This is a genomic window from Pseudoprimorskyibacter insulae, assembly GCF_900302505.1.
Lineage (GTDB): Bacteria > Pseudomonadota > Alphaproteobacteria > Rhodobacterales > Rhodobacteraceae > Pseudoprimorskyibacter > Pseudoprimorskyibacter insulae.
This window is the reverse complement of record NZ_OMOJ01000001.1, coordinates 1,068,615-1,092,176: the sequence shown is the minus strand read 5'-3', so window position 1 is coordinate 1,092,176 and position 23,562 is coordinate 1,068,615. Positions and strand designations below refer to the sequence as shown.

The 23,562-nt window shown below is 61.5% G+C and carries 19 protein-coding genes and 1 tRNA gene; 11 read left to right on the top strand and 9 right to left on the bottom strand.

Translation table 11 applies throughout. The features are described 5' to 3' along the window. Nucleotides 1–2 precede the first annotated feature (2 nt). The 6 genes from arsJ to PRI8871_RS05500 form a co-directional block, all read right to left on the bottom strand. Nucleotides 3–1,265: an organoarsenical effux MFS transporter ArsJ gene (arsJ, locus tag PRI8871_RS05525; protein WP_108885144.1), complete on the bottom strand. Its 1,263-nt coding sequence runs from the start codon at nt 1,263–1,265 to the stop codon at nt 3–5. Next, nucleotides 1,262–2,260, bottom strand: a complete 999-nt coding sequence (locus PRI8871_RS05520; RefSeq protein ID WP_108885143.1) for an ArsJ-associated glyceraldehyde-3-phosphate dehydrogenase — start codon at nt 2,258–2,260, stop codon at nt 1,262–1,264. The genes arsJ and PRI8871_RS05520 overlap by 4 nt, the downstream gene beginning before the upstream one ends. Next, the gene (locus PRI8871_RS05515; RefSeq protein WP_108885142.1) at nt 2,257–3,069 is read right to left on the bottom strand and encodes an arsenate reductase/protein-tyrosine-phosphatase family protein; all 813 of its coding nucleotides are present in this window, start codon (nt 3,067–3,069) and stop codon (nt 2,257–2,259) included. The genes PRI8871_RS05520 and PRI8871_RS05515 overlap by 4 nt, the downstream gene beginning before the upstream one ends. Before the next feature lie 133 nt (nt 3,070–3,202). Next, nucleotides 3,203–4,537: a calcium-binding protein gene (locus PRI8871_RS05510; protein ID WP_108885141.1), complete on the bottom strand. Its 1,335-nt coding sequence runs from the start codon at nt 4,535–4,537 to the stop codon at nt 3,203–3,205. A gap of 69 nt (nt 4,538–4,606) precedes the next feature. Beyond that, on the bottom strand, nt 4,607–9,031 hold the full coding sequence (locus PRI8871_RS05505; protein ID WP_108885140.1) for a hypothetical protein: 4,425 nt from the start codon (nt 9,029–9,031) through the stop codon (nt 4,607–4,609). A gap of 134 nt (nt 9,032–9,165) precedes the next feature. Further along, the gene (locus tag PRI8871_RS05500) at nt 9,166–11,430 is read right to left on the bottom strand and encodes a calcium-binding protein (RefSeq protein WP_181389382.1); all 2,265 of its coding nucleotides are present in this window, start codon (nt 11,428–11,430) and stop codon (nt 9,166–9,168) included. 508 nt (nt 11,431–11,938) lie between these two features. Here PRI8871_RS05500 and PRI8871_RS05495 point away from each other — a divergent pair. Beyond that, nucleotides 11,939–12,856, top strand: coding sequence for a calcium/sodium antiporter (locus PRI8871_RS05495; RefSeq protein WP_108885138.1), 918 nt, complete (start codon nt 11,939–11,941; stop codon nt 12,854–12,856). 9 nt (nt 12,857–12,865) lie between these two features. Here PRI8871_RS05495 and PRI8871_RS05490 read toward each other — a convergent pair. Further along, a tRNA-Ser gene (locus tag PRI8871_RS05490) sits at nt 12,866–12,955 on the bottom strand. A gap of 93 nt (nt 12,956–13,048) precedes the next feature. Further along, nucleotides 13,049–13,186 (bottom strand): hypothetical protein, encoded by a 138-nt coding sequence (locus PRI8871_RS19530; RefSeq protein ID WP_181389381.1) that lies wholly within the window; start codon nt 13,184–13,186, stop codon nt 13,049–13,051. Nucleotides 13,187–13,632: 446 nt separating this feature from the next. Between PRI8871_RS19530 and PRI8871_RS05485 the strand changes: the two genes are divergently transcribed. The 8 genes from PRI8871_RS05485 to PRI8871_RS05450 all read left to right on the top strand — a co-directional run bounded on the left by PRI8871_RS05485 (nt 13,633) and on the right by PRI8871_RS05450 (nt 21,321). Next, complete coding sequence (locus PRI8871_RS05485; RefSeq protein WP_108885137.1) at nt 13,633–14,478, top strand: SPOR domain-containing protein; 846 nt, start codon at nt 13,633–13,635, stop codon at nt 14,476–14,478. A gap of 22 nt (nt 14,479–14,500) precedes the next feature. Next, nucleotides 14,501–15,673: a D-alanyl-D-alanine carboxypeptidase family protein gene (locus PRI8871_RS05480; RefSeq protein ID WP_108885136.1), complete on the top strand. Its 1,173-nt coding sequence runs from the start codon at nt 14,501–14,503 to the stop codon at nt 15,671–15,673. Beyond that, the gene (tmk, locus tag PRI8871_RS05475) at nt 15,670–16,296 is read left to right on the top strand and encodes a dTMP kinase (protein ID WP_108885135.1); all 627 of its coding nucleotides are present in this window, start codon (nt 15,670–15,672) and stop codon (nt 16,294–16,296) included. Before PRI8871_RS05480 ends, tmk begins: the two co-directional genes overlap by 4 nt. Beyond that, nucleotides 16,293–17,414 (top strand): DNA polymerase III subunit delta', encoded by a 1,122-nt coding sequence (locus tag PRI8871_RS05470; RefSeq protein WP_108885134.1) that lies wholly within the window; start codon nt 16,293–16,295, stop codon nt 17,412–17,414. Before tmk ends, PRI8871_RS05470 begins: the two co-directional genes overlap by 4 nt. 75 nt (nt 17,415–17,489) lie before the next feature. After that, entirely contained in the window at nt 17,490–18,293 is an 804-nt protein-coding gene (locus PRI8871_RS05465) for a TatD family hydrolase (protein ID WP_108885133.1), read from the top strand. Further along, nucleotides 18,290–19,087 (top strand): MBL fold metallo-hydrolase, encoded by a 798-nt coding sequence (locus PRI8871_RS05460; RefSeq protein WP_108885132.1) that lies wholly within the window; start codon nt 18,290–18,292, stop codon nt 19,085–19,087. The genes PRI8871_RS05465 and PRI8871_RS05460 overlap by 4 nt, the downstream gene beginning before the upstream one ends. Before the next feature lie 84 nt (nt 19,088–19,171). Further along, nucleotides 19,172–20,107 (top strand): AEC family transporter, encoded by a 936-nt coding sequence (locus PRI8871_RS05455; protein WP_108885131.1) that lies wholly within the window; start codon nt 19,172–19,174, stop codon nt 20,105–20,107. 74 nt (nt 20,108–20,181) lie between these two features. Then, on the top strand, nt 20,182–21,321 hold the full coding sequence (locus PRI8871_RS05450) for an MFS transporter (protein ID WP_245897771.1): 1,140 nt from the start codon (nt 20,182–20,184) through the stop codon (nt 21,319–21,321). Here PRI8871_RS05450 and PRI8871_RS05445 read toward each other — a convergent pair. Beyond that, nucleotides 21,318–22,091 carry an IclR family transcriptional regulator gene (locus PRI8871_RS05445; protein WP_108885130.1) on the bottom strand — a complete coding sequence of 258 codons (774 nt, stop codon included), beginning with the start codon at nt 22,089–22,091 and terminating at the stop codon, nt 21,318–21,320. The two genes, PRI8871_RS05450 and PRI8871_RS05445, sit on opposite strands and share 4 nt — an antisense overlap. A gap of 213 nt (nt 22,092–22,304) precedes the next feature. On the opposite strand from PRI8871_RS05445, the gene PRI8871_RS05440 reads away from it, so the two are divergent. Beyond that, on the top strand, nt 22,305–23,141 hold the full coding sequence (locus PRI8871_RS05440) for a cyclase family protein (RefSeq protein ID WP_219928998.1): 837 nt from the start codon (nt 22,305–22,307) through the stop codon (nt 23,139–23,141). A 74-nt stretch (nt 23,142–23,215) separates the two neighbouring features. Next, on the top strand, nt 23,216–23,560 hold the full coding sequence (locus PRI8871_RS05435; RefSeq protein ID WP_108885129.1) for a cupin domain-containing protein: 345 nt from the start codon (nt 23,216–23,218) through the stop codon (nt 23,558–23,560). The last annotated feature ends 2 nt before the right edge of the window (nt 23,561–23,562 follow it).

Sequence of the window (23,562 nt, the reverse complement as noted above, 5' to 3'; positions counted from 1 at the left end):
GATCAGCCTTGCGGGGCGAGAGGGGTTTGACGCAATCGCCCCGCCCCGATTGCACTGAGGCCCAGCATCACCGCAGCCACAGCCAGACACGCCGCAACCCCGCCGATTTGGTAGCTGAGACCAGACAGCACCGTGCCGAGCAGCCGCCCCGCCGCATTGGCCATGTAGTAGAACCCAACATCCATGCTGACCCGGTCCTCGCTGGTGAAGGCAAGGATCAGGTAGGAATGCAGCGATGAGTTCACGGCAAACAGCGCCCCGAACACCAAAAGCCCCGCAACCAGTGTGACCGTCAGCCAAAGCTGCGGCGCACCGGCCCACCAGACCAGCGCCGCCAGCAGCGCCGGAACCACGGCCAGCATCGCGGCCCAACGGCGGGCATCGGCGATGATCGCGCCTTCGGGACGTGATTTCGCGCCAAGGATGCGCGGGGCCATGCCCTGAACCAGCCCGTAAAGGATGATCCAGACGGCCATGAAGCTGCCGATCAGGAAAAAGGCCGCGCGGTTGCCCTCTTCCGTGCCGTCCGACAGCACGGCGTAGAAATAAACCGGAATGCCGACCACAAACCACACGTCCCGCGCGCCAAACAGAAACACCCGCGCAAAGCTCAGCCAGTTGATATTGGCGTTCTTGGAAAACACCTCGTGGAATTTGGCGTCTTTGCGTCCGGCAGGCAGGCCCGAAGGCATGCGCAGCGCGACGGCGATCAGGATCACCGCAAGCACGCCCGCCATGCCCAGAACTGCCGCGTTGAACCCGGCCAGCGCCAGCAGTGCCGCGCCCAGCAGAAAGCCAAGCCCCTTAACCGCGTTCTTCGATCCCGTCAGCACGGCCACCCATTTGAACAGCCCGCCCTGCCCCTTGGGGGCCAGCAGCTTGACCGCGCTTTTCGCGCTCATCTTGGCAAGGTCTTTGGCCACGCCCGACGCGCCCTGCACGACCATCACATATGCGACCGAGGCACCAATCGCCCATTCGGGGTCAAGCTGCGTCAGCGCCAACAGCGCCACCACTTGCAGCGATAGCCCCGCATAGAGCGTGCTGGTCAGGCCAAACCGCGCCGCGATCCAACCCGCCGACAGGTTGGTCAGAACGCCCGCGATTTCGTACAGCACAAACAGATAGGCCAGTTGCACCGCCGAATAGCCCAGCGTGTGGAAGTGCAGCAGCACCAGCATCCGCAAGGCGCCATCGGTCAGCATAAAGGCCCAATAGGCCGCTGTGACGGCGATGTAGGCCGCAAGGCCCTGAGGTTTGCTCACAGCGAGGCTCCGACCATGCGGGCCACGTCCACCAAGCGGTTGGCATAACCCCATTCGTTGTCATACCACGCATAGATTTTCGCCTGCGTGCCGTTGATCACCATGGTCGAGGGCGCATCAATGATCGTGCTGCGCGGGTCGTTTGTGTAATCGCAGGACACCAGCGGGCGGGTTTCATAGCCCAGAATGCCCCTCAGCGCCCCTTCCGAGGCGGCTTTGAATGCTTCGTTGATCTCTTCTGCTGTCGTCTCACGCTCCAGCTCGAACACGCAATCGGTCAGCGAGGCATTGAGCAACGGCACCCGCACCGCGTGGCCGTTCAGCTTGCCCTTGAGCTGCGGGTAAATCAACGTGATCGCCGTGGCCGAACCGGTCGTTGTCGGGATCAGCGAATTGAGGGCCGAGCGCGCGCGCCGCAGATCCTTGGCGGGACGGTCCACGATGGTTTGCGTGTTGGTCACGTCATGGATCGTGGTCATCGAGCCGTGCTTGATGCCGAAGGTTTCGATCAGCACCTTGACCACGGGCGCAAGGCAGTTGGTCGTGCAGGATGCCGCCGTGACAATGCGATGCTTGGCAGGATCGTAGGTATCGTCGTTGACCCCGTACACGATATTAGCAACCTCATCCTCCTTAACGGGGGCAGACACCACCACCTTCTTCACGCCCGCATCGAAATAGGGCTGAAGCTTTTCGGCGGTTTTGAATACGCCGGTACAGTCAATCACCACATCCACACCGTCCAGCGGCAGATCGGCAATCGACTTAGTCGTGCACACGGGGATACGCGTGCCGTCGATCAGGATATCATTGCCTTCGACGGCGAATTCGGCGGGCCAGCGGCCATGCACGGTGTCGAACTCCAGCAGATGCGCATGCATCGCGGCATCGCCCACTGCGTCGTTGATGAATTTCACCGTCGCGCCGCTTTCCAGCAGCGGGCGCAGCGCCAGCTTGCCCATCCGGCCAAGGCCGTTGAGTGCATATGTTGTCATGTCATGTCCCCTTTGCCCATATGGGCCAAATCATCGACCGCCGCTTGCAGCGAAATGCGGTCTAGCGTTTCGATTGGCAGGGCCGCAAAAGCCGCGATGCGGTTGCGCAGAACCCCGTAGGTGCGTTGAAAAACAAGGCTGATTTCGGCGTCCGACCCCGTGGCCTTGACCGGATCGGGCAGGCCCCAATGGGCGCTGATCGGCTGGCCATCCCAAGCCGGGCAATCTTCGTTGGCGGCCTGATCGCAGACGGTAAAGACGAAATCCATGTGCGGCGCGTCTGGCCCTTGGAACAGGGTGCTTTGCTTGGACGCCAGAAAGGATGTGTCATGCCCCTTGCCCTGCAACAGGGCGATGGTGCGTGGATTGGGCTGGCCAAACGGGTGGGTGCCAGCCGAATAGGCGCTGAATCGACCCCGCCCCAGATCGCGCAGCAGCGCCTCGGCCATGAGCGACCGGGCGGAGTTTCCGGTGCACAGAAACAGAACATTCCAATGGGTCTGGGCAGGCTTGGCCGGGCCAAGCAATGGCCGCCCTTTCCAGCAATCGGCGAACATATAGCGGGCCAGATCCTCGGACCCGGCCATGTCCATACGATAGAGCCGCGAGGTGCCGCTGCGCTGCGCCTCGATCAGCCCGGCCGAGGCCAAAGCCGACAGATGCATCGACAGGGTGCTGGGCTTGATCCCCAGTGCTGCCGCCAATTGCCCCGCAGCCACAGCATCGGGGTAGCGCCGCACCAGCAGGCGGAACACCGACATGCGCCCTTCGTGGGCCAAGGTGCTGAGTTTGGTCAGATGCGCGTCCACGGCAAACCTCTTGCGTCCTGCCGAATCCGGCATGGGCTCAGCTTAAGCGCCTTATTTCACAATTTCATGAAACTGTGAAATAATAATCAGCGCATCCCTGTAGGGTTAGAATTATCGCTTCGACACCAAACCTTTATGACATAAGATCAAACGTGCTCTGCCCCAGTTGCAGTAGGATTTGATCCTGCGCACCGCCATCGACCAAGGCCCAGACGACCCGCCCATCGGGTTTGTAGACGATGAACGCCTCTTGCGCCGCGCCGCCCGCATTGGCTGTGCTGGCCAGATTGATCTGGAACTGGTCGCGCGTCGCCGCCCCGCCAAATTGCAGCACATCACCTTGGGCCGCGTCGTAATCCTGCACCCAATCGGCCCCGTGCGCGGCCACGCCCAGATGATAGAAGGCATCGGCCCCGGCCCCGCCATTCACCCGATCAAAGCCAAACCCGCCGTTGATGAAATCGTCGCCATCGCCGCCAAAGATCAGGTCTGAAAACGCCTGCCCGGTCAGCGTGTCATTGCCGGTGCCGCCAATGATCGTGTCTTCGCCAAAGCCGCCCGTGATCTCATCCCGGCCCGCGTCGCCGCGTAGCTGGTCATTGCCATAGCCGCCGTCCAGCGTGTCATCGCCATTTCCGCCGTAGAGATCGTCGCGCAGATCGCCCGCTTCAGTGCCCCCGACCAGCAGGTCGTTGCCATCGCCGCCGATCATCGTGTCATAGCCCGCGTTGCCGTAAAGCGTATCGTTGCCCGCGCCGCCGGTCATGCTGTCATTGCCAGTGCCGCCCCCCGACATATGGTCGTTGCCTTCGCCGCCGTACATGGTGTCATTGCCCGCGCCGCCATCCAGCGTGTCGTTGCCATCCTGACCATAAAGCTCATCGCCCAGGTCATCTGGCCCGGAACCGCCGGTCAGGCGATCATGGCCGGTGCCGCCAATCAGCGTGTCCTGCCCGGCTCCGCCTTGCAGCACATCATCGCCCGCGTCTCCGCGCAATTCGTCATTGCCGTAGCTGCCATCCAGCGTGTCATTCCCCGCGCCGCCATACAGCACGTCGCGCAGATCCCCCGTACCATCGCCGCCATAAAGCTGATCGTCGCCATCACCGCCAATCAGCGTGTCAGACCAAGCATTGCCATAAAGCGTGTCATTGCCATCACCGCCGTCCAGATAATCTGACGTATCAACGCCGCCAGTGCGCTTGTCCTGCACCGTGACCGAGCCGAAGCCGGTCAGGGGCGCGGCGCCGGTGGCCGTTTGCTGGGCAAGTGTGTCGCCTTCGAACTGCCAGTTGGCCACCAAGCTATCGCCTGTGCCGCCGTTCAGCCATTGGGTGGTGATGATATCCACCTCGTTTCGGACACCATTGTACAGGCGGATATCGCCCATCGTGCCGGTAAAGGCCTGCGCGGCATCAAAACCGCCGCCGGGGGTGGTGCCGTCTTGATCCTGTCCGAAAATCAGCACCCCGCCCGAGGAGATTGGCCCAGTCGCATTGGCAAGCCCCGTGGCTGACCATTTCTTGTCACCGTCGAATTAAATGGCGATCAACCCCGACGAGGACCACGTGACCGACAGGCGATGCGGGCTGTCATAAAGATCAAAGAAGGACACCCCGGTCACGTTGGACTTGCCGTTGACGATCACCTCAAGCCAAGTGCGGCTTGGGTCTACTATAATCGTGAACTCATTTGTCGACCCGGCAACCGCATAGGACATCAACGTGTATTTCTGAACGGGCGGTTCGGCCTGAACCATCATTTCAACCGTCAGGGATTGGGTCGGCATCTGGTCGAAGGCATCGATCCGCAACCCGCTGAGCCCGCTGCTTTGGTCAATGCGCACCATGCGCGGCAGATCACTGATGCCGCCGCCGATCAGCAGGTCATCGCCCTCACCGCCCAGCAGGGTATCGCCACCGCCGAGGCCCCGCAGCGTGTCATCGCCAAGCCCGCCCGAGATCGTTTCGCTGTATTCCGATCCTTCGCCATCATCGTTGCCACGCGACAGGACGAAGCCTTCGATGCCGTCGAACGTGGTTGCGGCGATTTCGGTGACATAGGTGTAAATGCCAACGCCCGGCGCGACCTCATAGGCGGTGGTGACGGATCCTGTGATCTGCCCCATCAGACCGCGCAGCACGACATCGTCCATCGCGCCATCGGCCTGCAACGTGTCAAAGCCCGGACCGCCGAAAAATTGGTCATACCCGGTGCCCATTGCCAATACGTCATCGCCAATGCCGCCTTTGAGCGTGTCATCGCCCGCACCGGCAATCAACGTGTCGTGGCCCGAGCTTCCGTCAAGTGAATCGTCGCCACCGTGGCCGTCGAAATAGTCATTGGTGTAGGCGCCGATCATTGTGTCATCGCCCCAACCCCCGACGAACCGTTCGATCCGGGAATAGTTGACGCGATCACTGCCCGAGGTCAGCGAGGCAGTTCCAAGGTCCAGAAGCCAGTTTTCCGAGTTCCGCAGCGAGTCGCGCAAAGACACGCCCTGCCCGGCGATGTAATCCAACCGCCCGTGCAGCATCAGCGTATCGGTGCCCGGTCCGCCGTCGACGTAGCCGCTGCCCGGCCCCGGCGCGAGGATGTCATTGCCTTCACCGCCGAACAGCCGGTCGACTCCTTTGCCCGACACAAGGATGTCATTGCCGCCCGCGCCATACAGCGTGTCGTCGCCATCGCCGGTCTGGACGGCATCGGCATTGGCCGCGCCGCTGATCAGGGCGGTGGCATCGTGGATGATCACGCCCTCCATCCCGTCAAAGGCCCCGCCAAACCCGTTCAGATCATAGGTGCCATCGCCGATGAACACCTGAATGGCGTCGCTGCTGCCAAGGTAGAATTCACCGAAATCCTGCCCCGCGCCGCCGTGGAAATCGGTCAGCACACCGCTGTAGTTGCGGGCCGAGCTGCCGACGGTCAGGAAATCATTGCCGTCCCCGCCATAAAGGTGTTCGCGCTGAAGCGCCTGATTGGATTGGTTGCCATCGTTGCGCAGAAAGTCATTGCCGGCATCGCCATAGAGCGTGTCCACGCCCAGCCCGGCTGTAAAACTGTCGTCGCCCTGTCCGCCATGCGCCTCTAGATTGCCAAGCCCGCCGTTCAAGCCGGGCAGGATCGTGTCGCGCCCTTCGCCTGCCCAGAAGATCAGGTTGGTATCGCCATGCACCAGCCAATCGTTCATTGGGCCGGTCAGCACGGTCTCGACGCCAAAGAACCGGATCCGGTTGTCGGTCGCCCCAAAGGGCGCGATTCCATCCGGGCCGATGTAATCCTTGGACGTCGCCAACCCGTTCGGCATGTCAATCAGCCAGTAGCGCACCGCGTGTGACAGATCGAGCGTATCAACCCCATCATCGGCCAGCGCCCCGGCGTCGAAACTGCCTAGGGCGGTGGGGGCATAGACCATGCGGTCCAATTCGGCATCATAGGTGCCGGTCATCTGGCCAAAGCTGGTGGGTGCGTCGCCGCCAAAGAAGTATGACACCTGACGGTCATCGGTCGGGGCAGACAGATCAGACGGGGCGTCGCGATCCTCAAGAAACACATAGCGGTCATTGCCTGACCCGCCGACAAAGCTTTCTTCGGTCGTGTAGGTGGTGAACGTATCCGACCCCGCGCCGCCAAAGGCCCGAAGGCCCTCGGGCACATCCAAGCTATCGGGCGTGCGGTCACGCAGGTTGTAGGTGCTGCCGGTAAAGCTATCATGCCCCGCGCCGCCATCGAACAGCGCGAAATAGGGGCCAAGGGTGAAGGCATCATTCCGGTCCGTGCCAATGATATTGCCCGCGTTGGATTGTACGCTATCCGTCCCCACCAAGACGCCGGATTGGCTGTATTTCTTGACGGTTGCCGTAGCGGTCTGATTACCGGAATAGACGATGCGATACGGGATTTCGTTCGACGGATCGGCATTGGTCAAAGCCGAAAGCGACGTGGCCGACACACCGCCCAGCAAGGGCGTGTCGCGCAGCGCATAGAAGATCAGGTCCGCCGCGTTCTGGTCGCCAAAAACATAGCGATCGTTGCCCGTTCCCGCCAAGGCGCGGGTCTGGCCGAAAGCGGCCTCGATCGTATCGTGACCCGTGCCGCCGATGACATAGTTGGCATCCCCGCGTCCCAGCACCAGAACATCAGCACCCGCTTGCCCGGCAATGGTATCTGCGCCGCGCCCGCCATTCAGGCGGTTGTCTTGATGGTCGCCCACCAACAGGTCATCATATTGCGAGCCAAGCAGGTTTTCGATGCCGCTCAGTTCGTCCGACATATTGCCCAGACGTGCTTGATCGGCGGCGGACAGCGCCGCGCGCACCGCCCCGCCGGGATAGCCGCTATAGTCCACGGTATCGGTGCCGGACCCGCCATCCAATGTATCGCCCCCGGCCGAGGCAATCAGAATGTCATCGCCCCCAAGCCCGCGCAGAATATCCGCCTGATCGCCGCCGATTATCAGATCACCATCAGGCGTGCCGTTGCGTTCATTGGACTGGGCATAGTCAACCACCAGCGCGGTCGAAAGCTGATCGTAGGTCACAACGGTCTGGCCAAACACGAAACTTTCCACGTTCGAAATCGTGTCAGCGCCAAAATTCCCAAGGCCCAGAAGCCCGCCAAGATGGGTCAGATAAAGGATCTTTTCCTCGGTCGTGCCGCTGCCCTTGGTTTCGGCCTGAAAGCTGAATTCCGACAACGGGGCCAGCGTGAACAGCGCATCGAACCCAGCACCACCAAGGATGGAATCATCGCCGCTGGCATTGATGAAGATGTCGTCATTCAGACCGCCGGTCAGCGTGTCATCCCCGATCCCGGCAGACAGCACATCGCTGCCCGCGTTGCCCGACAGGTCAGACCGCCAAAAGATCAGGTCATTTCGGCCCAGCATCACATCGGTGCCGGTGTGCCCATCAGTGTTCAGTAGCTCGGCGATAAAGCCCTTTTCGCCAAACAGCCGCGAGGCCAGAAACGCCTTGGGATCGGTGCCGGGCAGATCGTCGCGCGCGCCATAGGCGGCTTTGATCCGTGTGGTCATCGGCTGTTCGAAATCCGGCTCAGACCCGAAGATCGTCGGAAAATCCGCCGACATGCCGTTCAGCGGATCCAGCAGCGCGATGTCAGGGAAGGCCCCACCGATCAGTTTATCAACATGGTCCAGCAGCTTATCAATGCCGATGGCATCCATGATCGGGTCCAGCACCGGGCCAACCACCGCGTCGATCACCGCATCGGCCTTGTCCAGAACCCAAAGCAGAGGGTCCAGCGCGTCGGTTACCTTGGACAGCGGATCGCCAATGCCCGACAACATGCCATTGACCGCGCCCAGCCCGCCCAGCACCTCCGACATCGACGCCGCCATGGCGCCATAAGGGGCCAGCGCGGTTTCCATGGACTGAACCGCCGATGTCGCCTCCTCCAAGGCTTGTTCGGGAAACTTGGCGATAAGTTCGGCAAAGACTGCCTCCATCGCGGCGATGCCTGCTTGCGTCTTCGGGTCCAGCCCGGCGGGGTCTTCGGCGATGGCGGCTTGCAGGTCTTTCAGGCTGGCCTCAGTCGCGTTCAGATCGCCCAGATCGTTCAGCACATCGGCCAGAAACCCTTGGGTCGTCAGCTTGGCCACGGATATCGCCTTGCCGAAGACATCCAGCTTGGTGCTATGCGATTTCAGCAGTTTCGAGATCTCATCCGCCTTATCGGCGACCTGATCCAACAACTTGTCCAGCGTTGTCCCCAGGGCTTTTGAGGGCGGGAACAGCTTCATGATCTTGGCGACATAGCGCAGATCATTGGCAACAAGCTTAACCTCGTCGGCATCCTTGGCCGCGCGTTTGACGGCATCGACGAAATTGCCCAGCACGCTCAGGCTGGATTTGACCGCCTCAAGCCCCTTTTTCTGGGTGCCAAGTTTGTCTTGCAAGACGTCGACCGACGCCACGTATAAATTGAGGTTCGGTGACATAATGACCTCGATAAAAATGCATTGAAAATCTATCGAATAGTCTGTGCCTGTGAAGGCGGTGGGTCAACCTTTGAATGCCGCTAAGGTTTTGGCCCTACGTGAAACGGGCGCCCATCGCGGGCGCCCGGTGTTTATCAGGCAAGCAAATCAAAGACCTGTCCCGCCGCCAGAACATTGATCTGGCTTTGGCCATCGCCGTCGATCAGCGCCCAAAGAATATCAGCCGTCGGGATATAGGTGACAAACACCTCTTGCACGGTGGCATCCCCGGCCCCGGCGGTGCTGGCGCGCTGGACGAGGAAATCATCCCTGGTTGCCGCGCCGCCGCCGAACATCAGCACATCGCCATCGGCGGCGCTATAGTCCTGAATCCAGTCGTCGCCATGTCCGATCACGCCTTGGTGGTAGAACTTATCGGCCCCCGATCCGCCGTTGACCCGGTCAAAGCCAAAACCGCCGTTGATGAAGTCATCGCCCGCGCCGCCGAACAGCGCGTCGCCCCATGCGCCGGCGGTCAGCACGTCATTGCCTGTGCCGCCGATCACCGTATCCGCGCCATATCCGCCCTCCAGCGTGTCGTTGCCCGCGTCCCCGCGCAATTCGTCATTGCCATAGCCGCCCAAGGCGCTGTCATTGCCGTCGCCGCCATAGATCACGTCGCGCAGGTCGTTCTCGCTCTCGCCGCCGATCAGCAGGTCATCACCGCCATTGCCGATCAAGGTATCCACGCCGTCTAGCCCGTTCAGAGTATCGCCCGCCTGCCCGCCAACCAGATAGTCCGCGCCGGGCGTGCCGGTCAGGGTCAGTGCCTGCGCCTGAACATCCGCCGTGGCGGCGCTGGTCAGGGTCTCAAGCGTGCCGATCCCGTCGACAAAGCTGACGCGGACAGAAATGGCCGTGCCGATATCGCCGGTGATGACCCCGTAAGTGTCCGAAATCTCGCCCGGAATATCGACGCCATCGCGCATCCATTGATAGCTGTACGATCCAACGCCATTGGCATCCGCCACGCCCGAGGTATCGGCAGTCAGGGTTTGGCCTTCGACCGGCGTTCCGGTCACCACCACCGCGCCAGTTGCAGCGGCGGCGGTCAGCGCGATCACCTGCTGTTGGGTCAAGGTGCCGTCGCTGAATTCAAAGAATTCAACCGTGCGGGCCACCGTATCCGTAACGCCGCCCGAGGTCAGGTAGATATTCTCGGAATCCATGGTGACATCGGTGTTTGACGGGGCAGCAAAGTCAAAGACAGCCGTATCAACCCCATCGTCCCCTTGCAGCGTATCGGCCCCATCGCCGCCGATCAGCCGGTCATCATCCGCGCCGCCCTGCAACAGGTCATCGCCTGCCCCGCCGGTCAGCGTGTCATTGCCAAGCCCGCCGGTCAGCGTGTCATCCCCCGCGCCGCCATCCCAAGCGTCGGCGGTGTCTGTTCCCTCAAGGCTGTCCGAACCCGAGCCGGCCATGATCTGAAAATTCTCAAAATTCTGCATTGAGACACTGTTGGCCGCATCATAGTAGGGGCCCATAAGATTGTCCGGGCTGGCCGATGGTCCGATCCACATCGTGATCCAGCCATCCTGACCGCCGAGACGGTACAGGTTCACCTGATCACTCGTCCAAGACCAATCGACGATTGCGGTGTCGGTGCCGTCATGGCCGTAGATTGTATCTTTGCCACCCGAACTGCGGATGGTGTCATCCCCTTCCCAACCGGCAACAAAGTCGTTGTTCTGACCATAGTCCGAGAACCAGTCGTCTAAAGTGCCCATCGACAGGTTTTTGGCGTATTCGATATTGGCCAGTTTCGTGCCATTGGGCAGGGTCACGCCGGCGGCTGTCGCGGCTTGGGCCATGTCGAGGTGCAGCGAAAAAGGCGACCGGATAAGTTCCCCGGTTTGCGGGTCGGTCGTCCGCAGCATTGTGAACGAAAATCCGTCTGTCCCCGCACCGCCATCAAAGCTGCCTTTGTTGATGTTAAAGGCGAACTGGTCATTGCCGCTGCCGCCGATGGCATAGACATGCTCAATTGCGTTGCCCATCACCTCTTTCTGAGAAGCCCCCCCGTCCGGGTCTACCAGATAGGCGAAGGTATTGAACCGGCTGTCGTCTTGAGAGCGCGGTGTCGTCAGAACCAGATCCAAGTTGCTTGCGCTGAAGTCCAAGTAGACGGCATCGGCATCCCCTGCCATGCCCTCTGATGCGATATCGGCATAGATCTGCACATGGTGGGCATTGGAGTCGGTCGGCATGGTGACATAAAAGCTGTCGTTACCACCCTTCCCCCAAAGGCCGGTATAGTAATTGCCTTCGATGTACTCATAGTAGTTGCCTGCAGTCAGGCTATCGTCACCTTCCGTTCCGATTACGGTCATCAAGCGATCAAATACGTAGACTGACATTTGCCCCTCCCAGTCATCAAACCGTGCTCCCGTTGAACACATTCCAATTTTACTAGGAGTCCCAAATTCTCATCATGATATGTGTCAATTCATTTTGGTTTTTCACAAACCTTGGGAATATCGGACACTTGAGCGCCCATATATTTAGGTTTCCCAAACACTTGCAAAATTGAAGCAGCTATCGTTGTAGGCGCAAGCGCACGCAAGTCCCGCAAGACACCAAGCGCGGAACGCAGCCCGCAGACACCGCCGAAAATAATTCGTAGCCGGTCCTTGTTGCCCCTTCGTCGCACCCCCACGTGTGATCCAACAAGCCGGGCCCCGCTGACGACGCTGTGTCGTGATGTCGGCTTGTTCCGAGGGCGTCTCTGCCAACCGCCTCGGCACTCAAGGACTGATCTTCATGCCCGCCCATATGCGGACCAAAGACCTTGCATCCAGAGCGTCAGCTCGTATCACCAACGCGCTCTTTTCCTTTTCAACCCAATCAAACGCGACCGGGGCCTAAATGGACTATATTCTGATTGCCGCTGGCCTTGTTGGCCTGTTCCTAGGCGGCGAGGCGCTGGTGCGCGGCGCAATCGCCATCGCAGCGCGGCTGTGCCTGCCCCCGTTGCTGATTGGTCTGACGGTCGTCGGCTTTGGCACTTCGATGCCCGAGATGCTGGTCTCGGTCGATGCGGCCATGAAGGGCGTGCCGGACATTGCGGTTGGCAATATCGTCGGCTCCAACATCGGGAACATCCTGTTGATCGTCGGTGTCTCGGCCCTGATTTGGCCGATCCGCGTAGCGGCTGGCACCTTGGGGCGCGACACCACAGTGATGATGCTTGCGACCCTGGCACTGATCGTGCCGTTCTGGGCCGGGTCCATCGGGTTCATCTATGGCGTGGCGCTTCTGTCCGGGCTGGTCGCCTATCTGATCTGGGCTTACCGCAGCTCTGATAGCGAAGCCGCCGAGGACGTGGAAATCACCATTATGCCCCTGTGGCGCGCAGGTCTGTGGGTCGCGGGCGGGCTGTTGGCGTTGATGTTCGGCGCACGGTTTCTGGTCGACGGCGCCGTCAACATTGCCCGCGCGCATGGCGTTTCCGAGGCCTATATCGGCCTGACCATCGTCGCCATCGGCACCTCCCTGCCCGAGCTTGCAACCTCGCTCGTCGCCGCCCTGCGCCGCCAGTCCGAGATTGCCATCGGCAACATCGTCGGCTCGAACATCTTCAACATCCTTGGCATCCTTGGCGTCACAGCGATCCTGTCGCCAATCCCTGTGGCAAACCGCTTCCTGCGCTTTGACTTGCCGGTCTTGATCGTGGTGACCGCAACACTAACCGCCCTCCTGCTAACCCGCCCCACCATCGGCCGCAAAACGGGCATGGCGCTGTTGACCGGCTACGGGGCTTATCTGTGGCTGGCGCAAGGATAATGGGTAAACTGGCGGAAGCGGTGGGATTCGAACCCACGGTACGGTTTCCCGCACGCTGGTTTTCAAGACCAGAGCCTTAAACCACTCGGCCACACTTCCGCAGGCGGGCGACGCCCTGCCAGATGGTGAGGGTTCGTAGCGCGAGGCTGCGCAGGGTGCAAGGGCTGAAACTGCGCGGCCGCTGTCAAAGGATCAAAGATCGTAGAATTGAACCGAGCCGAGAAGCTCAGACGTGTTCAAACCTGTGGAGTAGAAATCGACCTCTTCCCAGAAGGTGTTGACCAGATAATCTGCCAATTCGTTCGGGGTTGCGACGGGCAGGTTGGCCATGGGGTCTCCTTTTCAAATGAATCCACGGCCTTGTCGGACGGTCGCAAGGCCCGGCCCGCAACAGTCTGCACCCCCAAGACAATCGGCACCGCGAAACGTGCCTAAATGCTAAGCCCCTGCAATCCCTGGCAAAGAGGCGGCAGAGGTTGCCGCTTCTGCCCAAAAGTGCGCGCGGCACCCATTTCCCGCCCCCAAAGGGATCTGATGACCAAATATGCTCATCCAACTGGCAAGACGCGGCGCACTGCGGGAAAATCCGCCGACGCGGTTGCGCAGGGTTTTCTTGTGCGCCGCAAGTGGATAAACTTCGCCGCAGTGATTGGGATGGCGCCGGACAAAACCGCAGGCAATCGGTCGCAAGGCCACGAATGACAAACAGGCCGGGCTGGCGCACAGGCAAGGGGCAAGCAATGAGCGGACAGGGCGAAGCTCTTTTCCGGGGCAGGATGGGTCAGAAACTGGCAGGAACGGCAATGGTTTGCCTTCTGCTGGCAGGCTGTCAGGGCATGGAAATGCCGGGCTTTTTGGCCAAGAAACCCGAAGTGTCCGAAGAGGGCGCAGCGGGGACTAGCAACGCATCGGCAGGCGAAGAACGCGATGTCGAAGCACCCGAGATTTTCGAAGCCAAGGAAAAAGGCCTATGGGACGGACGCCCGTCCTTGGGCGGTGTCTGGGTCGCGCACCCGGATGTCAAGGAACCTGAGCGCGTGATCGTGCGCAACGAAGGCAATGGCAAATACGTGATCGGTGCCTTGTTCCGCCGCGAACGCGAAACGCCGGGGCCGCGCATTCAGGTGTCATCGGATGCCGCCGCCGCGCTGGATATGCTGGCCGGTGCGCCCGCATCGCTGAGCGTGGTCGCGCTGCGCCGCGAGGTGGTGCAGGAAACGCCGCCCCCCGCCGCACCTGAACCGCAGCTGACCGGCGCGCTGGATGCGCCCAGCGATATTGAAACTGTCACGATTGATGATCTGGCGGCAACCGCTACGGCGGCACTGGACGCCCCGGCCCCCGCCGCGCCCAAACCGGCGGCCCCTGCCCCGGCCGCCAGCGGAAACGTAGCCAAGCCCTTTATTCAGATCGGCATTTTCAGCGTCGAACAGAACGCCAACAACACCGCCACGGCGATGCGTCAGGCGGGTATGGTGCCGACGGTGAAGAAACAGACGTCAAAGGGCAAAACCTTCTGGCGCGTTCTGGTCGGCCCCGCCCAGAGCAAATCTGAAGTGAACACCCTGATGAAGCAGGTCAAGGCGCAGGGCTTTGCCGACGCCTACACCGTTAGCAACTGATACAGGAAGGGATCCCAAAGCCATGGTCAAAACCGTCCTTCGCCCGTTCATCGCACTGCTGTTTACGGCGCTTTTGGCATCACATGCCGCAGCGTTCGACACCCGCGCCAAAGCGGCTTTTGTGATCGATGTGACGACGGGCACGGTGCTTTTGGCCAAGGACGCGGATGCACCCCTTCCGCCGGCGTCGATGTCCAAGCTGATGACGCTTTATGTGGCGTTTGAGGCGATCCGTGACGGGCGTCTGTCGCTTGAGGAACGTCTTCCGGTGTCCAGCCACGCCATGTCCTATGGCGGCTCGACCATGTTTTTGGATACGACCGACCGCGTGCGCGTGCAGGATCTGCTGCGCGGCATCATCGTTCTGTCGGGCAACGATGCCTGCGCGGTCATCGCCGAGGCCCTTAGCCCCGATGGCACCGAGGCCGGGTTTGCCGCGCTGATGACCCGCCGGGCGCAGCAAATGGGCATGACCAGTTCGCAATTCGCCAATTCCAACGGCTGGCCTGACCCCGGCCAACGCATGTCGATGCGCGATCTGGCCTTGTTGGCACGCCACCTGATCGAAGACTTCCCCGAATATTATTCGATGTTCTCGGAGAAAGAATTTCCATTTGATGGCCGCGCCCCGCAGAACGTGCGCAACCGCAACCCCTTGTTGGGATTGGGAATTGGCGCGGATGGGCTGAAAACCGGCCACACGCAGGAAGCGGGCTATGGTCTGGTTGGATCGGCCAAACAGGGCGACCGTCGGGTGATCTTTGCCTTCTCGGGTCTGCAAAGCCAACAGGCCCGCGCCGAAGAAGCCGAAGCCATCGTCAACTGGTCCTTCCGTCAGTTCAGCCAGAACACCGTTGCCAAGGCCGGGACGATCATCGCCAATGCCGAGGTCTGGATGGGGCAAAGCGCCAAGGTCGGGCTGACCACGGCGCAGGATCTTGTGGTTCTGCTGCCCGCGATGGGCGGTAGCCAGATCCAGGGCGAAGTGATCTACACCAGCCCCCTGCCCGCGCCGATCGCCAAGGGTCAAAAACTGGCCGATCTGGTGCTGCGCCCCGATGGCCTACCGGAACAGCGCTTTCCACTGGTGGCGGCGACCGATGTGGCCAAGGGCGGCTTTCTGAGCCGTGTCAGCACCGCCAGCAAAGTCTTGCTGCGCCGCCTTCAGGATGGCCCGGCTGAGGGCGCGTCGTGACCGGCACAGGCCTGTTCATCAGTTTCGAAGGCATCGACGGTTCCGGCAAATCCACGCAGGCCCGCCTTTTGGCCGAAGCGCTGCAAGCCGCCGGGCATGAGGTCGTTCTGACCCGCGAGCCGGGCGGCAGCGCCGGGGCCGAGGAAATCCGCGCGCTGGTCCTGCAAGGCGATCCCGACCGCTGGTCTGCGGAAACCGAATTGCTGCTGTTCACCGCCGCGCGGCGCGACCATCTGGAACGCACGATCCGCCCCGCCATCGCGGCAGGCAAGGTGGTGATCTGCGACCGCTTCGCCGATAGCACGCGCATGTATCAGGGCCTCAGCCGGGGCGATCTACGCGGTAAGGTGGACACGCTGCACAACCTGATGATCGGGCAGGAACCCGATCTGACGCTGCTGATCGACATGGACCCCGAAAAGGCGCTTGGCCGGGCCAAAGCCCGCCAGACCGCCGAAGAACGGTTCGAAGATTTCGGCCTTGGCCTTCAGCAGAAAATGCGGGCGGGCTTTCTGGCACTGGCTGAAGAATTCGCCAGTCGCTTCCGCGTGATCGACGGCGCACGCGCGCCCGAAGACGTCGCCGTCGACGTTCTGGCAACTGTGCAGGCTCATCTGGCATGAGCACGGACGATCTGCCCCAACCGGACCGCGTCGAAGGCGCGCCGCATCCGCGTGAAACCGCGCAACTGCTTGGCCAATCTGAGGCAGAACAGACGTTCTTGCAGGCCTATGCCTCGGACCGGCTGCACCATGGCTGGCTGATCGCGGGCCCGCGCGGGGTTGGCAAGGCCACGCTGGCATGGCGCATCGCGCGGTTTCTGCTGGCCACCCCGCTGATCGAAGATGACGGACTATTCGGCGCGCCGCCCCCGCCCACGACCCTGGATATTGACCCTGAACACCCCGTCGCCCGCCGCATGATGGCCGGGGCGGAACCGGGGCTTTTCGCGCTGCGCCGCCCCTATGACGAAAAGACCAAGCGCCTGAAAACCCAGATCACCGTCGAAGAGGTTCGCAAGCTCAAGGGCTTCTTTTCGCTCAGCGCCGCCGAAGGGGGGCGCAGGGTTGTCATCGTCGATACGACGGATGAGATGAACCCAAACGCAGCCAATGCTATTCTGAAACTGCTGGAAGAACCGCCCGCCCGGTCAACCCTGCTGCTGATCAGTCACCAACCCTCGCGCCTGTTGCCGACGATCCGGTCGCGCTGCCGGATGCTGCGCTTGGCCCCGCTTGGCGCCGAGGACATGGCCGCCGCGCTGGCCGCTGCCGATTGCACACCCGATCCCGCGCAGGCACGGGCCTTGGCGGAACTGTCCGGCGGATCTGTCGGCGAGGCGATCCGCATCAACAATCTGGACGGGCTACGCCTCTATTCCGCGCTGATCGACACGCTTGGCACCCTGCCCAACCTCGACCGCCCCCGCGCGCTGGCACTGGCCGAGATGACCGCCGGTCGCGGCAAAGAGGCCCAGTTCGATCTGCTGCTTGGCCTGATTGATGTGGCGCTGGCGCGGCTGGCCCGCACGGGCGTGACCGGCCACCCGCCACAGGTGCAGGCCGCCCCGCATGAAAGCACCGTAATGGCCCGTTTGGCCCCCAATCCGCAGCTTGGCCGCAAATGGGCCGAACTGGCGCAGTCCTCTGGCGACAAGCTGCGCCATGGTCAGGCGGTGAATGTCGATCCGGCAAGCCTGATTTTTGATGTCCTCAAAGCCTTTAGCCAAGCCACGGCCTAGCCTGCCTTGACGCTGCCCGCTGCATCCTAGATACCGGACGCACGCCCCGAATTTCGACTTTGCCAAGGGCCACGCATGACCAACGCCGTGATCACCGACAGCCATTGCCATCTGGATTTCCCCGACTTCGACGACGAACGCGCCGACGTGATTGCCCGCGCGGTTGCCGCAGGCGTCCACCGGATGGTCACCATCTGCACCAAGCTGCACCAGCTGGACACCGTCAAAGCCATCGCCGAGGCCCATGATCCGGTGTTCTTTGCCGCGGGCATCCACCCCATGAGCGCGGCCAAACATCCCCCCGTAACGGTGGACGATCTGGTCACCATGGCGCAGCACCCCAAATTCGTCGGGATCGGCGAAACCGGACTGGATTATCACTATACCGCCGATAGCGCCGAGGTGCAGAAAACCTCGCTGCGCATCCATATCGAGGCGGCGCAGGAAACCGGCCTGCCGCTGATCATCCATTCGCGCGCCGCCGATGACGATATGGCCCGCATCCTGACCGAAGGCTACAAGGCCAAGCCCTATTCCTGCGTGATGCATTGCTTCAGTTCATCGGCGGAACTGGCCCGCGCCGCGCTGGATCTGGGGTTCTACCTGTCGATGTCGGGCATTGCCGCCTTCCCCAAAAGCCAGGACCTGCGCGACATCTTCGCCGCCGCCCCGGTGGACCGCATCCTTGTCGAAACCGACAGCCCCTACCTTGCCCCGCCTCCCTATCGCGGCAAACGCAATGAGCCGGGCTATACCGTGCACACCGCCAAAGTCGGGGCCGAGGTGTTCGGCCTCAGCTATGAGGCCTTCGCCGCCCAGACCGAGGCGAATTTCGAACGGCTGTTTTCCAAGGTCACTCAGTACAAGGCGGCTGCATGAACGAACTGCGGTTCACCATTCTTGGCTGTGGCTCCTCCGGCGGTGTGCCCCGGATTGGTGGCCATTGGGGGGATTGTGACCCGACCAACCCCAAGAACCGCCGCCGCCGCTGCTCGCTTCTGATCGAACGGGAATCGGACACCGGCACCACCACGGTTCTGGTCGATACCGGCCCGGACATGCGTGAACAACTGATCGACGCGGGCGTGGGTCGGCTTGATGCGGTGGTCTACACTCATGGCCATGCCGACCATGTGCACGGTATCGACGATCTGCGCCAGATCGTGTTCAACATGCGCCAACGCCTGCCCGTCTGGGCCGATGGCGATACGCAAAACGATCTGCTGTCGCGCTTTGGCTATGCCTTCGTCCAGCCCGAAGACAGCCCCTACCCGCCAATCCTGAACCTGCACACCATTCGTGGCCCCTTCACCATCGACGGCGCGGGCGGCCCGATTGAGCTGACGCCATTTCGCGTCAACCACGGAAGCATCGACGCGCTGGGGTTCCGCGTGGCCAATCTGGCCTATCTGCCCGATGTGGTGAAAATCCCCGACGATGTCTGGCCTACGCTTCAGGGGCTGGACTGTTTCATCATCGACGCGCTGCGCCGCACCCCGCATCCAACCCACAGCCACCTCGCGCTGGCGCTGGAATGGATCGACCGGATCGCCTGCCGCCGCGCGGTGCTGACCAATATGCATATCGACCTCGATTATGACGCCGTGGCCGCCGAAACGCCCGACCATATCGTCCCAGCCTATGATGGGCTGACTGTGACTTACGCTTTGTGACCCACGTCGCAGGACCGGGCGCGGTTTCCTGCTTCTTCTCTTTTTTAAATACGCGCACACACCACCCGCCCGGAGAGCCGCCGCATGCAGGCCTTGCTGAACGTCATCCTTCCTGTCTTTTTGGTGATCGGCGCAGGCTATATCGCCGTTTGGCGTAGCTGGATGACCGATAGCGGCGTCGACGGGCTGATGAAGTTCAGCCAAAGCTTTGCCATGCCCTGCCTGCTGTTTCGGGCGTTGTGGCAGTTGGACCTTGGCCAGACCTTCGACTGGCCGATCCTCATCAGCTTTTATACCGGATCCGTGACCTGTTTCTCGCTCGGGATCATGGGGGCGCGGCTGCTGTTCAAACGCGACTGGGAAGACGCCATTGCCATCGGGTTCTGCTGCCTTTTCGCCAACTCGTTGATGCTGGGCCTGCCGATCACACAACGCGCCTTTGGCAGTTCCGAGGCCGCGCTGGCCGGCAACTATGCCATTGTCGCGATGCATTCGCCGTTTTGCTATGCGCTTGGCATCACCGCGATGGAGATCGCCCGCGCCAAAGGGCGCACCTCGCTCGGGCTGCTCATCACTGTGCCGCGTGCGATGTTCCGCAACGCGCTGGTGCTTGGGATCATTCTGGGCCTGTCCTTCAACCTGCTGCACATTGGCCTGCCGACCCCCGCGACAGATGCCATCGACATGATGATCCGCGCCGCGCTGCCGGCCGTTCTGTTTGGAATGGGCGGCGTGCTGTTCCGCTACCGCCCCGAGGGCGACGCCCGCACAATCGCAATGATCTGCGTCCTGGCGCTGTTGATCCATCCGGCCATCACCTGGACGCTAGGCAAAACGCTGGGCCTGTCCACCGACAACTTCCGGTCGGCGGTGACCACCGCCTCCATGGCACCGGGGATCAATTCCTACCTCTTTGCCAATATGTATGGCCGGGCCAAGCGGGTTGCGGCATCGTCGGTTTTGGTGGCAACCGCGCTTAGCACGCTGACCATCTGGGGCTGGCTAAGTATTCTCCCCTGAAAGAATTCGTGACTTGGCTTTTGCCACCGTTAGCGCAACACATGACATCCAAAGCCCTTTGACCGGATGGATTCATGACGCCTTTCCTAACGCCCCGCCTTGCCGTATCGGCGATGTTCTTTCTAAACGGGGCGCTGTTCGGGATCTGGGCCTCGCGCATTCCGACGATCAAAGACAGCCTTACCCTGAGTCACGGCCAACTGGGCCTGTGCCTTTTGTTCATGTCGCTTGGCGCTATGGTGGCCTTCCCGGTTGCGGGCCATCTGACCGACCGCAAAGGGGCCGCGACCGTCACCAAGCTGCTGGCCGTACTCTATGCGGTTGGATTGCTTCTGCTGCCATTGGCTGGAAACATGCCGATGCTGATGCTGCTGATCGTGTTCTTTGGCGCGACCCATGGCGGTATGGATGTGGCGATGAACGCTTGGGGCGCGGATGTGGAACGCAAGATGGGCAAGCCGATCATGACCAGCTTTCACGCCATGTTCAGCCTAGGGGCAGGGCTTGGTGCGGGGTCTGGCTATCTGGCGCTATCGGTGTCCATGCCGGTGCTGACGCATTTCGCGCTGGCAGGCACCATCACAACCGTCGCCTGTTTCGCGCTGGCCCGCGCCCCATGGAAAGACACGCCCGGCGCGGCGGGCGGTGCGGGGCCGGTCTTTGCCTTCCCCAAAGGCGCGCTGGTGCTGGTGGGGTTTGTCGCCTTCTGCAGTTCGATCGGCGAAGGCGCCATGGCCGACTGGAGCGCGGTGTACCTGACCGGCCCGGCAGACGTCAGTCAGCAAATGGCGGCGCTTGGCTATGCGTCTTTCTCGGTGACGATGGTGGCAATGCGCCTGATCGGCGACCGGGTGATCCAAGCCTTTGGGTCGGTCGCCACCGCCCGTTTCGGCGGGCTAAGCGCGGCCTGCGGCGCGGCGCTTGTCGCCTCGGTCCCGGCGTTTGGGCCGGCCTTGGCGGGGTTTGCGCTGATGGGCGTCGGCTATGCCGTCGTGGTGCCGCTGGCCTTTTCACGCGCGGCCAACGATCCAAACACCGCCCCCGGACGCGCCATCGCCAGCGTTGCGACGCTGGGCTATGGCGGCACATTGCTTGGCCCCGCGATCATCGGCTTTGTGGCCGAGCTGACATCGCTGCGGGTGTCCTTTGCTTTGCTGGCCGTACTGGCGCTGACATTGTCCAGCTTGGCCGGGGTGCTGCGCGTCCGCGATTAAGTCGGGAAACGCCCCTTTTCCATCATGCGCTGCACATGTCCGGCCGTATTGCGCAGGGCATCTTCGACCACATCGCGGATTTCTTCGAACCGGGTTGTCGGCACCGGAACCGAGATCGAATGCAGATCACCCGTCCAATCGGCAAAAGCAAAGCCAACGGCGCAAATGCCTTGGGTGTGTTCATCAAGGTCATAGGCCAGACCGGTTCTGCGAATGCGTTCCAGCTCGTTCAGCAGGCTTGCCTCATCGCCGGGGTGCCCCTGACGGGACCATTCTTCGCGGGCCAAGGCCATTGCGGCGTCGTTCTCCATCAGGGCCAAACAGGCGCGGCCATTCGCGGTTGAGGTCAGGGGGAACGCCTCACCGACCGATGACACGGTGCGCAGGCGGTGGGTGCCGGGAACCTGATCCAGGAAGATCATCGCTGATCCGCGCAGCACCGACAGGTCCGCCGTTTCGCCCGTGGCTTGTGCCAATTCGGTCAGCAGCAGCCGGCAGGTTTCCACGATATTGTACCGCGCCGCTTCGGCCAAAGCGCTGAGTTCCGGCCCTAGCCGGAGCCGTCCACCGTTCGATCCGGCAATCACCAGCCGCTCACTCTGCAATGCACCGACGATTCGTTGCACCGTAGAGCGGGGCAAATCCACCGCTTCGGCGATCTGTCCAAGGCTCATGCCCGATTGGTTGTCCTTCAAGGCCCGCAAGATTCGTGCAGCCCGTTCAATCACCTGAATGCCGTTGCGGCCCTTACCCAAGTCTTTGTCGCTCAAGGTTTTTGGTCTTTCTGTTCATGGTTTCGCGCTGCCATGGAACACTCTATGCGACCTTTGGCAAACCCACCATACGATACAGAAAACCCATAATGCAAATAAGTATTGACCGCATAGCGATGCACATGCATCATTATTCGGGACAGGAGGAGGAATCCTGACATTCTATTGCAACAAACACCGCCTCGGCGGTGAACAGGGGAGATTTGCCCGATGGTCAAAGTTCGCGGCATTGAGTTTGAGGGGAACCTCGACAACAGCATGGGGCTTGAGTTCTACAACCTCAGCCACCGTTTCGGGTTCCAGAACCCCAACTGGCCCTATTTCGAAGACACCAAGATCGAACGCATTCACTACATGGCGAAATCGGGTGTTCTGAGCCAGCGCATCACCACCACCATGCACGCCACCACCCACATCGACGCCCCCGCGCACGTGGTTCAAGGCACGCCTTTCATCGACGAAGTGCCGCTGCCGCATTTCTTCGGCTCGGGCATTGTTGTGTCGATGCCCAAGAAAAAGTGGGAGCCGATCACCTATGACGATCTGGAAGAGGCCTGTGGCAAGTCGATCCGCAAGGGCGACGTTCTGATCATCAACACCGGCTGGCACAAGCAGTACGAAGACGGTGACTATTTTGCCTATTGCCCCGGTTTCGTGAAATCGGCTGGCGAATGGATGGTTGAAAAAGGCGTGAAGGTTGTCGGCCACGACACCCAAGCCAACGACCACCCGCTGGCCACCGCCATTGGCCCGCAGCGCAACGGCCCTCTGCTGCCGCACCTTGAGCAAGAATACCTCGAATGGTCGGGCGGTATTCCGTGGGACGAAGCCTTCCCCGAGTGGGAACCGGTTCACAACATCCTGTTCAAGAACGGAATCATGGGCATCGAAAACGTGGGCGGCGATCTGGACGCTGTCACCGGCAAGCGCTGCACCTTCGCATTCTTCCCGTGGAACTGGGATCGCGGTGACGGCTGTATCGTTCGTCTGGTCGCCATGATCGACAAGTCCCAGAACTTCCGGATCGAGGCGGGCGACGCCTACTGATCTGAAGGGCGCCGTTCGCAATCCCTCCGCGGCGGCGCCCCTTTTTCCCAGCATCACACGACGGGAGGCGGACGATGCACCTAAAACGTTTTTCCGATGCGCAGCCTTATGAAGCGCCCAATCATTGGGACGTTGTCGGCCTGCGTCTGCAAGGCTTCGAAGACGGCGGCCCGACCAACCAGTGGGTTGGCCTGAGCCAGTTTCTGCCCGGTGCCGGCGCTGGCCCCGATAGCACCCCGTTCGAAAAAGTTTACGTGGTTCTTGAAGGCGAGATGACCGTGATCATCGACGGCCAAGAGACGGTTCTTGGCAAATACGACAGCTGCACCATTGCCCCCGGCGAAGTGCGCAAGATCGAAAACCGCTCGAACCACACCTGCACGATGCTTGTCGTGATCCCCTATCCGCCAAAGGCCTAAGA